This window comes from Croceitalea marina, assembly GCF_042684265.1.
GTDB lineage: Bacteria > Bacteroidota > Bacteroidia > Flavobacteriales > Flavobacteriaceae > Croceitalea > Croceitalea marina.
In genome coordinates, this window is record NZ_JBHULB010000005.1 from 80,925 (window position 1) to 93,831 (window position 12,907).

The following is a 12,907-nucleotide window of genomic DNA, read 5'->3' on the forward strand; positions in this document are numbered from 1 at the left end:
ATGAGCGATACCCAAGAAGAGAAGTATAAAAAATTAAAAGCTATTGTGGAGACGTATTTGCCTGATGATGTTAGTGTTGATGCTATCACTCTTGAAAGCAATTTTACCAGTGAACTGAACATCAATTCGGCAAACCTGGTAGATATTGTATTGGATGTTGAGGATACTTTTGATATTATGTTAGAAAATGATGATATGGATGGTATGCTGACCGTGAAAGATGCATTACAGATTATCGATAAAAAAATGGCTGAAAAATGAATGCACTAAAAGAGTGGATTTTACTTAAACTTACTGTAGACAAGCGATTGATAGCTGTTTACTGTGTAATTTATTTTTCATGGGGTATGCTGATGAACTGGTTTGGCGCGGAGGTTGAAATCGCCAAGTTTACCTATTGGTGGCAGGTAATTACCTGTTACATTTTTTATATGGTACCTATTTCATTGCTTTTAAGAGGTTTGCCTTTTCATGCCCAGTACGCCTATGGTTTGGTCGCAATGTGCCTATTGGAGTTTGGGGGATATGCTTTTGGTACTTCCTACGCGTATCCCAACAATTTATTGGATCAATTTTTTAATGAACGTAATTTCAGTTTGGCCATGGCGCTCTTTTTTGCGCTTTATTTTCCTTTAGGGAATTGGGGAGTAGGGAAGGTGTATCGATTTTTATTCAAAAAGCAGGACAAATAGCTACTTCAGGTCGAACAACAAGACTACTTTGACCAGATTGTCTTCGCGTTTCTTTTTTATTTTGATTCCGTAATCATAACTATAGATTTCGAACAGGCCTTTCAATTGGTTTCCTTTTTTGGTAAAGCTTATCGTTATGGGTTTCGTGATACCTTTTAAGGTAAGATTCCCTTTTACGATATAGCCGGTCTCGTTTTGGGTAACAACGGTGCTCTCAAAACTAATGCGTGGAAACGCATCTTCATCAAAGTACTTTCTGCTTTTTAAAGACCAATTACGCAGCCCATTATTGGTGTCAAGTGTCTCAACAGCTACCGAACCCGTAAAGGAAGAGTTTTCGGGCGTATCAAAATTAATGGAGGAACTAGATGTAAATCCCGCGATGCTCCCTTTGACTTCTTTCGAAACAAACTCAAAACTAACTTCGGCATTAGAAATATTGGCCTGAGCATTTAGATTGGTGTTAACTACTAGGAAAAGTAAAAAGGATAATAAAGTGATGCGATATTTCATGGTATTTTGAATAATCATATATGATAAGTCTGTTTCTAGTTTCAAACATACAAGTTATAAAATTCCAACTTTCTATTCTTAAGGTTATTGAACTGTTAAACTTACTTGAATTGGCATATTTTTTCTACAAAATGCCAGTATTTTTACTAATTTTAAGAGAATCAGATGGCAATAGCAATGGAGAGTGCCCAACAAAATAGCGCCTTAATCAATGAAATGCTTTTTAAGTTAGAGCGTAATCATACCGAGATACAAACGCTTTTGGGCAAACTCAATTCGTATACCTGCGAACCCACAAATTACGAATGCTTTGAACGATTACGCGATTTGCGCGACGATATTGAGGCTTTAAAAAAACGGCATTTAGAGTTATTCCGTACCATAGATGTAAAACAGCTCGATAAACAGGAAGAACTGGTCGAAAAGATGCGAGATCAAATCGCTTCTTTTAAAGAACTGGATAGTAAAATAGGGGCGTACGTTATCGATACAAGCGGCTATTAATTTCAAGGTTTCGATTTTCTTTTCTGGAAAAGAGTCCTATATTTAGGCTAACAATCACCAACCGAATTGAAAAACAACCAAAAGGCGGAATACCGGTCCATAAGCTGGCAATTAGAAACTATAATCGCAGGCGGACTCTTCTACACGCTGTTTATCAGCACCGATTTTTTTAAAAACTTCTACATTCAGAAACAGGCGATTTTAAATTTAAATCACTACGAAACGCTTATTTTCTTTGGCTTATACATTTTAACTCGAACCTTGTTGATCGGTTTTGGGGCAAACTTGGTGCTACGTACATTTTGGGTGGCCTATATGGCCATTTATAATTGGTACCCAAATGGAGTTAATTATGATAAAATAAACCCTTCCGATAGTCGAAAAAAGAGGCTCGAATTACGATATCATAGAGAAAATAGACTAGAAACCTTAGAGAAATGGGCTAGTTTAAGCTTTAGTTTTGCGATTCTTTTCGCAATGGTGGTCATAAGTACGATTGTAGTATGTCTCTTAATCGATGCCTTTTTGTTAGAGGTATTAGAGCTAGATGATTTGGTCTACAATATTACCTATAATTATGTCTTGGCTGCAGTTATACTGCTTTCACAATTAGGTATTTTAGCTCAATTTTCGTTTAAGACAGGTAAGAAGGTTGTAGATAAAGTTTTAACCGCTTTAAATACGTTTTACTACTACATAAGTGGTTCATTTTTATACCAAAGAGAGCTTTTAATTTTACGGTCAAATAGTAAACAGTGGATATTGCTGAGTTTTGGTGTTTTTTATATCGTGATGGCAACATTGATATCAATAAATCAATTAGGGGCATTTTTTTATGGAGGAACTTTTACGGTTAAAAGTTTTGATGATAGAGAAACCTATGAGCAACCATCTGTTTATATGATACGTAACAATTATTATGAAGATCATTTAAAGGAAAATGAAGTTTTTTATAGGGGAGGAATACAGAGTGAAGTAATAGACGAGAATTACCTAAAGCTATTTATAGTGCATTGGTTTTGGTTCGATGATTTTAAGGATAGTGTTTTAACCGATTTAGATTTTAAGAAAGAAATACCGATTTTTAAGAACGATTCTATTAGGAGTGCCTTTTTTGATGGACAACGGAATAAATACCAACAAGCTTTAAATACCTTGTTTACGGTAGAATTAAATACGAAAAAGCTGGATTCTGTGCGTTGGGATAGATACAAGCACCCAAAAACGGATGAGGAAGGCTATGTAACATTTATAAAAGTGGATACATTAAAGCAAGGCAGAAATATAATGCACGTTAGAAGACGATATGGAAAGAAAGATTCTCAGGTTTCGCAAAACTGGATGAGTTTTCCATTTTGGAAGGAATAGTGGACTTTTAAATAATCTATTTTACATAATGTAAATTATGATACAGATTGATATATAAGTATTTCAGGTTCAAACCTTTAGCTGTAAGTCATAATTCTATTATGTAAAATATCCCTCACGTTTATAACTTTTAAGCGAATTACCAACAGGGTCATCAACCTTTTTAATTTCCGTAGCTTCAAATTTTTCCCACACAGAATAAAATTTATTCTAAACTTCAAAATTCAGCGACCCTGGCGACAAACCTTTCGGCTGTACTCATAATTTGTCGTTATGTAAAATAGCCGCTACCAAGCGCTCGATTGCTTTTTAAAATCAAATTGCTCAGGCAATTTATTTTAAACACAATTTGCCATCGCTTGCCAACGCCATTTAAAAGCTAGCCTTTTAGATTCATTTAAAATTCTCGTATTCGAGGAAATGTATGCAAGATTTTTTTCTACAGCATTCTAGTCAACTTGCCGCAACAGCTAAAAATTACTCTGCGAGATAATTTCTTAGCCCTTGCTAACCTCCAGTCTTGATTGAAGCTTTTCTTTAGGTATTTCTAACATTATGTCAAATAGGATTTGAAAACTTTTAGAGCATATTAGAATAATCTGTAAAATCTTCCTTTATTGAATTATAAACTCTTTCAGGAATCTTCAATTCTGTTGCAATAGTTTCCCAATGAGATATGGCTTTACAGACTTCAATTATTACTTTTTCAGGACTTTTTATAGAGTAAGTTTTAGCAATAGTTAATAGATCGGAAGTATCTATTTGAGTATTCTTATTGTTTAAACTAAGCATATGTGGCGCATTTGGCCATTTTCTAAGCGCATTTAGAGAATAATTTATATCATATGAGGGGGAAATTCGCCAACGGTCATTATCCTTTTCATAAATGAAAGAATGATTTTTAAGATGATCATCCACATTATGAAAAACATAATTAAATACCATTCTCCTAAATAATGAATCAATATCTCCTGAAGGAAGATTTAAGTTATTGGCAATTTCAAATACATTTTCATAAGTAGAAACAGCTGGGTCTTGAAAGTTATAACCACTAATTCCTGTGGCCGTAAGGACATGAACCTTTTCTCCATTTTCACGATCGTATCTTATGGTCGCAAAATGTTTGTTATCTATCATTTCACAATGCATCATATCTAAACCAGCTAGTAAAGCAAGCTTGTAGTAACCATACTCAACCAATTCTCTTGAATAACCATCATCATTATCCATATTCAATTTGACTAAATAATGATTATAATCATTGCTATATTCCACATCTCCAGGAATCAATTCTTTACTCTTTTTATGCTCAGACACAATAACTTTAGGGCGAGCTCCACCTGGGGATGAACCAAGTTTAAAAATGTTTAAAAGCGCTAAATCAGATAGCTCTAATTCTTTATGGTTTTTTTTCACATCCAGTACTTTTCTTAATATACCAGTAATGGAGTCTAAATTTATTTCTCCTGCTTTTGGCAATGACTTTCCAGGAAAATATTCTAATGCACCCATGCCCCTATTTGATAGATATGCCAGTTGGTAGATTGGAGACAACTTATGCTTATCAATATCTTTTGATTTTATCCATTCGTTAAAAACTTGATTTCCAAAATCGTCCGGAAGTGAATCAGCTATCATTGGAGGCAATCCTCTAAAAGTGTGTTCTTTGTAGTTTCTAAATATTTGAGTCTGGGAAACACGTTTAATAATAAATGGAAAAATATTGGTATAACTTTTACGTTGCAGAAAGACTTCGTTATACTGAAAATAGCTTTCTGCTTTAATAGAATCATAGGCTAAAATGCCTATTTCTTCTCCAAATATTCTAACTTTTATCTTATCTAATTTGCTATTCATATAAGTTTATTTCACTTAAACCATCATCTTCATTGGCTTTTTCCAGCATTAGATTAAAACTTACGTCTAAGTCATGTAATAAATCAAAGTATTTTAAAATTTTTAAAATATTTAGGGTATTGGACCCTTTGCCTTTCTCTATATTAATAATCGTCAAGCGAGAAACATTAATTCTTTTACCTAACTCAGCTTGAGTTAAATCTTCTTTGTCTCTATACGATTCTATTACTCGTCCTATTTTATTTATGACTTTAGTAATTGTTATCTGATTATCCATATGTATAAATATATATACAAATATATGAAAAAATATCAAAATAGTATAAATAAATATACTTTTAATGATTTAAAGACTATAAAGTATAGATATTTATACTTTTAAAATAAGAAATTGAGATTTAGTATAATTAAATATACTTTATTGTTTGTCTTTTTTTCTTGATAAAAAAAGAAACAAAAAAATCAAGGCTTACAGATAATTTCGGAAACAATGTACGGCTCAGTCGCTATATTTTAGGATCCATTGTAACTCTTAAGACTGCTTGTAGATTAGAGTATCTTTTCAATTGTGAAGAAAAATAGTAACCAGCCCCCTAAAATATGGCCGCTCCCCTCGCCTATTGTTTTACTAAAATTCTCTTAGGCCAGGCTAAAAACTAGTAATTCCGATCCTAGATACATGATTGGCATATCGATTTCCAAGCATATCCATAATTTCTTTTTTAAACGTAAACAAATGAGTGCTTTTTTCGAAAACCTTATCATTAGTTCTAGCTCCGAAAACGTAGTTAAGATTTAGCCAAATTTCAAACTCTTGATTTGAAGTAACATAGTTAGAAATATTCAAGGCAGAATCCTTTGATGACCCCAATAAGTTTTTTGGAATTATCGGAAATTTCACCCCATAAACATATTTATTTAGACGAGATTTATCTTGCTGATAATCACAGGACGAACTAATTTCTATAGCTACAAGTTCTGATTTCACTATCAATGCTTCCACACTAGCTCTCTGTATTTCAGTATTTTTTTTAAAAGGAACGAACTTATCTAACCATTCTCTGTAGGACATCCCAAAAATGCCCAATACCTTTTGATGATGCCTATTCATTTTTATAACAACTCCCCTAGCATCGTTTGTTGTTGGTTCATTATCAATATGAAAAACCGAATTCAGATTGCTTTCTCTAAACCCGTTAGGATTTCTTAAGTCTCCATATTTGGTAGCTAGATTTAAACTTTGAAGATAAGTTCTCCATTTATTTGAAGTAACTTTTTTCATGACTTGATGAGTCAAAATTGGTAATAATGCCTCAAAAACCGCTCTATCAGGATTGTTTTTCGCACCATCAAAACCTCGCATCGAGGTTGATATTTTCGAAAATACTTTTTCAAAATTCACAGAAAAATTTGCGTTTGCACCCCAATCGTCATTGTTCGGAATTATTTTATAAATCTCATCAATAACATTTGATGAAGCGGATTTCACAAGACTTTCAAAATCAAACATCAACTTTAAGACATCATCAGACAATATATTCTCAATTTCATTTTGTAATTCTCCATCGTTGCCAACTAAGAATTCGTCTTTGTCAATAAACTTCGTAACGAATGGTTTGGGACAATCAGGATGCCTATTTTGGACGTATTCTTTGAATCTTTCAATCATTTCACTATTTGAAGTCCAAAAAACAAGAGCAAATGGCCCATTGTCAATACTTATATACTGTTTAAGAGCGAGAGCGAGAGTATTGAAAATCCTTCTTTCCCCACCACCTAGGTCAAGTAAGTTAATATCAAAAAAAGCAATTCGAACTCCTAAAAGGGGACTCTCATACATTGCATCATACTCAAACTCCATACAGCCTATTCCATTTGTATGAAATCTTTTGCTAAGAGTTTCTAAATGCTGTGCATTATTGTCTATGATTATGATTTCGTTCTTAGGCTCAAACATTACGACTGACCTTCTTTAGGAAATACTAAAGCTACTAAGGCCCCATCGTATGCTTTCGAAATATTTACATCATCGTGTTCTGGAAAAAGTAGTTGCCCTCCCAACATTTCCATAACGATGCTAACAAAATAAAGACCTAATCCCATACCTCCTGGTCTAGTGGTTCTGAACGGCATAGTTAAGTCTTCAGGATTTATATTAAATCCTGGACCGTTGTCTGCTATTAAAATTGTCGGAGCATTGAAGTTATCAAAGTCCGAAGTAATAAGAATGGCAGGTTTATACTTTTTACCTTTCAACTCTTTTTTGCTATCTAGCCAGTATATAGAATTATCAATAATATTTGAAATTGCACTTATCAATAAATTTGCTGGACCGCTAATATTGAAATCGGGAGATTCCTTTGAAATAAGTGGACTGGAAAAAATTATCTCATGATAATTAAATCTTGGGAAATTTATACCCTTTGATTTTTTAACTAAATCACTAGCAGATATAGTTATATACTTGTTTTGTTTTAGAATTGGCGAGAAATTTTCAAGTAACTCTATTAAATTTTTGACCCTGTTTTTAATAGCATCAACTTCGAAATCATTATTTATTTCCTTATTAAGAAATTTTATTTCTCTGTCTACCTCATGGAACACAATTCCCAAATTCAATCCTGACATCCCAGAATTCACCATGACATCCCTCATGTCATTGTAATCTTTTTGAACTCTTTTTAAAAGAGGCTCAACTTCTTTCAAAACTTTCTTTTCTTTAAGCTTCTTTTCTAGGGATTCAATACTTTCAGATAGACCAACAGTACGTGCAGGCTTTACTCCTTTTAAGTAACTTTTAATTAACTCTCTATCTGGTTGTGCTTTTCTTTCAAAGAATTCAAATATACTGGAGCTTACAAATTGAAATTTTTTGTAGAAAATATTTTCATCGAAGCCCTCTCGATTGGTTTTTTCTTTTAACCCTGATTCACTATCCTTTAATTCAATATCAATTGTTCCAACTACAGTATTCTTGCTAAAATGTTCTCCTAATTTTTGGATTCTAGACAAATCCAAACCTAACCAATCGTCACTTGGTTCTCCATAATTATAAACTCTTATTCCATCCCTGAATATTCTTACACCCGAATTTTCTCTTAAGTGTGATTTTATAGTATTTGATTGCCCAAAAGCTTTTAACACGGGTCCCAACAGATTAAAAACATAAAATCTACCTTCGATGTCACCGATACCATCTAAATCTAGATTTGCCAGATTCTTTTGGTCTTTTGCAAATAATTCTTCTAATTGAGATGAATTTATACCAAGGGTATTATAGTCTAAAGTTTTACTTTTGAAATCGTTGTGGCTAAGTTTATTACTTTTAATTCCAAACTTCTTTGGAGGTTTGAAGTCATAATTCCAAGTGAATTCGGCAAACTTACCTTTCTTAGTTCTAGCTAATTTAAAATCAAAATAGTACAAACAATCTTTTAGGATTTCTTTTGTGTCTTTAATGTCATCAAACCAAGACTGATGATGGTCATTTGCTTTTAAAACCACGTCAAAACTATCAATAGATTTAAATGGACTTTTGATCGAATAAACTTTACGAGCTAAATCTCTTAAATCACCTCTCGACCACTTCTTTTTCTTTAAGTCAGAAATTATTATTCTGGTGCCAGTATTACCAATAAAAATTGGTGGTTCGATTTTTTCAATTTTCACAGAAACTTCCTGGATATAATTTGATTCCTCGATTAGTTTCTGCCAATTAAATTTAATACGACTTGTAAAATTTTGTTTCTCGGCTTGAGTTTCCAATGTAATTACCTTCCCAAGTTTATGAACAGCTAATCTTCCAACTCCTTTTTCACCTAACGAAATACGTCCATATTTATCACTAGGTTTTCTCTTCCCACCTCTTTTAAAATCCGTTCCTATTTCTAACCAAACATTTTTAAGTACTTCAGGGGACATTCCTGTTCCGTTGTCTTCAATAATTATTCTTTGAGTATCTGAGTTTAAATTTTCAAGAGTCACCGTTACTATTTCTGCATCAGCGTCATAAGAGTTTTTAACTAACTCAAAAATGGCTAAATTGTCACTTCCAATTAGTTCGTCTCCGAGTAAGCTTAAAATATGGCTTTTAGCTCTAAAAGGAGTTTCTTTTAGTTTCTCCTCAATCTCGAAAAGCAATTTTACCTTGTCAATTTTACTTTTAAATTCAGGTAGTGATAGTATAGCTTGGATTCCATCCTCTATCGACGTCCCTGTTTTTTCACTTGGAGCTACAAGATTTATTATGGCATCAGTTGCCCTTTGATATAATTGCCTTTCTATTTTCATTCAAATTCCCCCTTTATTCCTTCCGCTATTTTTAATGCCATTAGCGGAGGCACAGCATTACCAATTTGCCTAAATGCGGCACTTCTTCCACCTTCAAAAAAATAATCATCGGAAAATGATTGAATTCTTGCTGCCTCTCTGACTGAAAGAGAACGAATTTGTTTCATGTCAGGATAAATATAATGATGACCATCTTTTGCTATATGTGCAACCATTGTATGTGATAAACCTTTAGGGTCTACAACTTTATATCTGTCTAAAAAAGAGCTTTCGTTTTTATGAGTTTTAAGTTTTTTTGGTAAATCAGGATATTTTAATCTCTCTTCTTTTTCTAACCATTTTTTGATTGCAATTTTATAAATGGCCAAGTCCCTTGTATTATGTGGTCTTGCTATATGTTGAGTAACAAAATCAACTCCGTTTCTGAGTTTAAATATTTTTAAATACTCCGAACTATCTCCGACATACTTTGTCAAATTCTTTTGTTCTCCTGGTCTTAATTTTTTGAGGTCTTTTAGTAAATCTTCTACCTTCCAATTCCAATTACTTTTGACAAATTCAGGATAATTAAAACCACTATCTTTTTTCCAACCAATTAAAATTATTCGTTTTCGTTTTTGTAGCACCCCAAAATCAGCTGAATTTTGTACCGAATAATCCAATTCATACCCTATTCTTTTGAAATAGGACTTCATATTCTTAAAATATTTCCCTTTGTCGGCCGTAATAAGACCCATCACATTTTCAAATACAAAAACCTTAGGTTTATAGTACCTTAAAAATTTAGCGTATTCTTTATATAAATGATTTCTGGGGTCATTCTTCATTCCATCTTTATCCCTTGCTCTTCCAACCAGTGAATATGCTTGACAAGGTGGACCGCCAACAACCAAATCAATTTCATTAGCACCTGCTAATTCATCAATTTTTTTGAAAATAGTACTATTGTTTTCACCACCTATTCCAATATTTAATACTGATTCTGATAAACTTTTGTCACCATACTTTTCAATGAAGTCAACTCTAGAAATTTTGGATTGAAGATAATCGTAATATCTCTCTAGATTATTTTCTTCTTTAAGTTTGTGATACACAAGCCTTGTTTCCAACGTTTTACAAGCATTCTCGTCTATTTCGACATGAGCAATTGGATTAAACCCAGCTTGTAAAAAACCTTCGGAAAGCCCTCCAGCTCCAGAAAATAAATCTATGAAATTCATATAGTAAGAAAATAACTATAAAAATAGTTTAGTTGCTACTAAAAAAAAAGGAAAAAACCAAGTATCTATAGGTGTATAAAGATTACTTTTTCAAAAAGTAGCTTTTAACATAGACTTAAAGTCCTAAGAAAAAAAAACGGAATCACCATTTATCACCACAAGTCTCCTCATGTTCATCTGTTCTAAATGGACTAGATGGTAAACCATGGGCTTGCCTAACTTCACTTAAAGTATATCCAGGACCGTAACCTTGAGTTTCACCACTCGGTAGAATTACAATAAAACCATCATCATCCTCGCATATTATATATGTCAATCCATCAATTGGATGGACATAGTAGCGTGATTTAAATATTGTTTTTACAACAAGATTTTCTTCTTTTTCATAGATTTTTACAATAGGTTCAGAAATATCCAAAATTCTAACATTCAAGTACTTTGTATATGGCAAACTTCTTCTGCTACGTCTTCTTGAATCCAGATATTGGCTATTTTGATTAACTAATTTAATTTCTATAGAAACATTGGCTGGAACCTCAATTTCCTTTCCAGAATATTTTATTTCAGATATAATATTCTTAGAGGCAATATCTTTGAACGTGACCAAGTAATATGGATAGAAATCCCTTATGTATGGGTAAGGTTTCGAAAGGGTCGCTCTATGCCTTCTATCGTTAAATTGATATTTTAAATCGCGTAATTCTTCCTTTGCTTTTCCACGTTCTAAGCTTGCTAACTTCCCATCGATAAAAAGGAATTTACCTGAGGTATTGCTGCTATTCATAATAGATTGGTCACCTGCATCCGCTTTTAGCTTTTTACTTAAATAAAATGGAATCGGCTTTATTAAAGAAGGTTTAAATGGCAAATTCATTGAAATAGTATTCAAAACTTCTTCTTCTTTATACTCAAAATTATTTAAACTTTTCTCGTATTCAATTTTAAGTTTTTTCTCTAGTTGTGGAAGTAAACTTTTAAATTCCCTAGCTTTTTTAACATCCTCCTTTGAATAATATGTTTCATTATTTATAACATCTAATACATTGGCCATAGATTCATCAATGTCATAAGAAATTTGTTGGCACTTCTCTAGCATTTTTTTTTGAACTACACGAATTGGGGAAAAATCAATTTTAGGAAAGCCTGCAATGTTTTCATAAGGCTCAAGTTGAACGTATAGAATAACGGGATGTCCTTGACCTATGCTTACTTGTTTTTTAAAGACTTTAGCTCCGTCTAGAAATCCGTCGATAGTATTTATATCGCCAAGAGAATCAGCACCTCCCTCTGTGATATAGGATACATCCAATTTGCTTGTTTCATTAAAAGCTTCTTGAGTCTTTTTTATGTCTATTGAACCGCTTGCACTAATCCCAAGATAGCTACCAGAAGCTTTTACAAACAATTCATTTTTTTTCTTTTGATAGTAGTGTCTTGCGTTAAGATTAAATACGCCATAAAGTGTGCCACCAGTATAAACCTTACTTACGAACATGTCTCCCGCCGTATGCATAAATTCTTTTGGATTTGTTCTAGCCAATTTTAAAAGACTACTTTTTAATTTTGGATTTAGTATAATCCTTGGTTCATTTACATATTGCGCTTTGACAATTGCAATTTCATTTAACTCACCTATCCTAGTTTCTTGAAATTTTCTTTCCTTGTAACTGGCTTTACCACCACCTATTTTTCCAAACTTTGCCTTTATGGAGGCGTTTTTAGTAATGTCCAATACTTTCCTTAAACTATCTTTCTTAGTAATTTTATGTATTTCTACAAATCCTGTATTTCCTGTCGCAGATGAAATAATTTCTGTGTTATCCGCAATACTTGAATATTCCATAACTGAAAAATATTCATGCGCGTTTGAAGAATTGTATCCGCTGCCAAAACTTAATTTATCGAATACAATAATTGGCTCAGAATCAATTTTAGGTAGCAACCCATCTTTGGGTAATATTTTACCTTCTAAATCCGCTACTGCAATTTCATTCTGCGGTTTTATTCCTGACTTTAAATTGTTGCAAGAATGAAAATAAAATGAAGTTAGAATTACTAGTAAATAATAGGGTCTTCTTATTTGAAATGAGTTTTTCATATTGTAAAGGGTTTGGTTAGTTAAATTTCAATTTTAAACAATAACAAATCAATACCCGTTAATGGGTATTTCAAATAGGATTATTTTTAATTCAAATTTTGGGGGAAGAAAATTGTAGGAAGTAATTTATTTGAGAAGTTTAAATATAGAAAAAATTAACAAGAATACAATTACGGTTTTCTGCAACCGATTTTAAATTGTAGTAAAATACCATTCCACACACATTACACTCCCCTCCTAACGTCGGATCGCATAATAAGTGTTCCATTACCTTTTGAGAAGAAAGTTTTTGGAAAGAAAAAAATCGAAGAAAATTTGTAGATACTTTCGCTTTTAACCAAAGCTCAAGTTACATAACGCAGAAC

General features: G+C 32.7%; 11 protein-coding genes. 4 read left to right on the forward strand and 7 right to left on the reverse strand.

Annotated features, from left to right (window positions below):
- The gene (locus tag ACFSQJ_RS01340; protein ID WP_377764949.1) at positions 1 to 261 is read left to right on the forward strand and encodes an acyl carrier protein; all 261 of its coding nucleotides are present in this window, start codon (positions 1 to 3) and stop codon (positions 259 to 261) included.
- Positions 258 to 692 (forward strand): hypothetical protein, encoded by a 435-nt coding sequence (locus ACFSQJ_RS01345; protein WP_377764950.1) that lies wholly within the window; start codon positions 258 to 260, stop codon positions 690 to 692. Before ACFSQJ_RS01340 ends, ACFSQJ_RS01345 begins: the two co-directional genes overlap by 4 nt.
- Here ACFSQJ_RS01345 and ACFSQJ_RS01350 read toward each other — a convergent pair whose 3' ends face one another.
- Positions 693 to 1,250 (reverse strand): YceI family protein, encoded by a 558-nt coding sequence (locus ACFSQJ_RS01350; protein ID WP_377764953.1) that lies wholly within the window; start codon positions 1,248 to 1,250, stop codon positions 693 to 695.
- Between the two features lie 120 nt (positions 1,251 to 1,370).
- On the opposite strand from ACFSQJ_RS01350, the gene ACFSQJ_RS01355 reads away from it, so the two are divergent.
- Together ACFSQJ_RS01355 and ACFSQJ_RS01360 are read left to right on the forward strand one after the other, a co-directional pair.
- Positions 1,371 to 1,709, forward strand: a complete 339-nt coding sequence (locus ACFSQJ_RS01355; RefSeq protein WP_377764954.1) for a hypothetical protein — start codon at positions 1,371 to 1,373, stop codon at positions 1,707 to 1,709.
- A 66-nt stretch (positions 1,710 to 1,775) separates the two neighbouring features.
- Positions 1,776 to 3,077 carry a hypothetical protein gene (locus ACFSQJ_RS01360; protein ID WP_377764955.1) on the forward strand — a complete coding sequence of 434 codons (1,302 nt, stop codon included), beginning with the start codon at positions 1,776 to 1,778 and terminating at the stop codon, positions 3,075 to 3,077.
- Positions 3,078 to 3,656: 579 nt separating this feature from the next.
- Here ACFSQJ_RS01360 and ACFSQJ_RS01365 read toward each other — a convergent pair.
- The 6 genes from ACFSQJ_RS01365 to ACFSQJ_RS01390 all read right to left on the reverse strand — a co-directional run bounded on the left by ACFSQJ_RS01365 (position 3,657) and on the right by ACFSQJ_RS01390 (position 12,542).
- On the reverse strand, positions 3,657 to 4,934 hold the full coding sequence (locus tag ACFSQJ_RS01365; RefSeq protein WP_377764956.1) for a type II toxin-antitoxin system HipA family toxin: 1,278 nt from the start codon (positions 4,932 to 4,934) through the stop codon (positions 3,657 to 3,659).
- Positions 4,927 to 5,211 (reverse strand): helix-turn-helix transcriptional regulator, encoded by a 285-nt coding sequence (locus tag ACFSQJ_RS01370; protein ID WP_377764957.1) that lies wholly within the window; start codon positions 5,209 to 5,211, stop codon positions 4,927 to 4,929. The genes ACFSQJ_RS01365 and ACFSQJ_RS01370 overlap by 8 nt, the downstream gene beginning before the upstream one ends.
- Before the next feature lie 372 nt (positions 5,212 to 5,583).
- Entirely contained in the window at positions 5,584 to 6,891 is a 1,308-nt protein-coding gene (locus ACFSQJ_RS01375; RefSeq protein ID WP_377764958.1) for a hypothetical protein, read from the reverse strand.
- Positions 6,891 to 9,224: an ATP-binding protein gene (locus ACFSQJ_RS01380; protein ID WP_377764960.1), complete on the reverse strand. Its 2,334-nt coding sequence runs from the start codon at positions 9,222 to 9,224 to the stop codon at positions 6,891 to 6,893. The genes ACFSQJ_RS01375 and ACFSQJ_RS01380 overlap by 1 nt, the downstream gene beginning before the upstream one ends.
- A complete protein-coding gene (locus ACFSQJ_RS01385; RefSeq protein WP_377764961.1) occupies positions 9,221 to 10,444 on the reverse strand; it encodes a DNA cytosine methyltransferase in 1,224 nt (407 codons plus the stop codon). Before ACFSQJ_RS01385 ends, ACFSQJ_RS01380 begins: the two co-directional genes overlap by 4 nt.
- Before the next feature lie 142 nt (positions 10,445 to 10,586).
- Complete coding sequence (locus ACFSQJ_RS01390) at positions 10,587 to 12,542, reverse strand: hypothetical protein (protein ID WP_377764962.1); 1,956 nt, start codon at positions 12,540 to 12,542, stop codon at positions 10,587 to 10,589.
- Positions 12,543 to 12,907 lie beyond the last annotated feature (365 nt).

Coding starts and splice junctions, on each gene's coding strand:
- ACFSQJ_RS01365 (WP_377764956.1), bottom strand. CDS start 4,934: ATGAATAGCAAATTAGATAAGATAAAAGTTAGAATATTTGGAGAAGAA.
- ACFSQJ_RS01345 (WP_377764950.1), top strand. CDS start 258: ATGAATGCACTAAAAGAGTGGATTTTACTTAAACTTACTGTAGACAAG.
- ACFSQJ_RS01385 (WP_377764961.1), bottom strand. CDS start 10,444: ATGAATTTCATAGATTTATTTTCTGGAGCTGGAGGGCTTTCCGAAGGT.
- ACFSQJ_RS01340 (WP_377764949.1), top strand. CDS start 1: ATGAGCGATACCCAAGAAGAGAAGTATAAAAAATTAAAAGCTATTGTG.
- ACFSQJ_RS01380 (WP_377764960.1), bottom strand. CDS start 9,224: ATGAAAATAGAAAGGCAATTATATCAAAGGGCAACTGATGCCATAATA.
- ACFSQJ_RS01370 (WP_377764957.1), bottom strand. CDS start 5,211: ATGGATAATCAGATAACAATTACTAAAGTCATAAATAAAATAGGACGA.
- ACFSQJ_RS01355 (WP_377764954.1), top strand. CDS start 1,371: ATGGCAATAGCAATGGAGAGTGCCCAACAAAATAGCGCCTTAATCAAT.
- ACFSQJ_RS01375 (WP_377764958.1), bottom strand. CDS start 6,891: ATGTTTGAGCCTAAGAACGAAATCATAATCATAGACAATAATGCACAG.
- ACFSQJ_RS01390 (WP_377764962.1), bottom strand. CDS start 12,542: ATGAAAAACTCATTTCAAATAAGAAGACCCTATTATTTACTAGTAATT.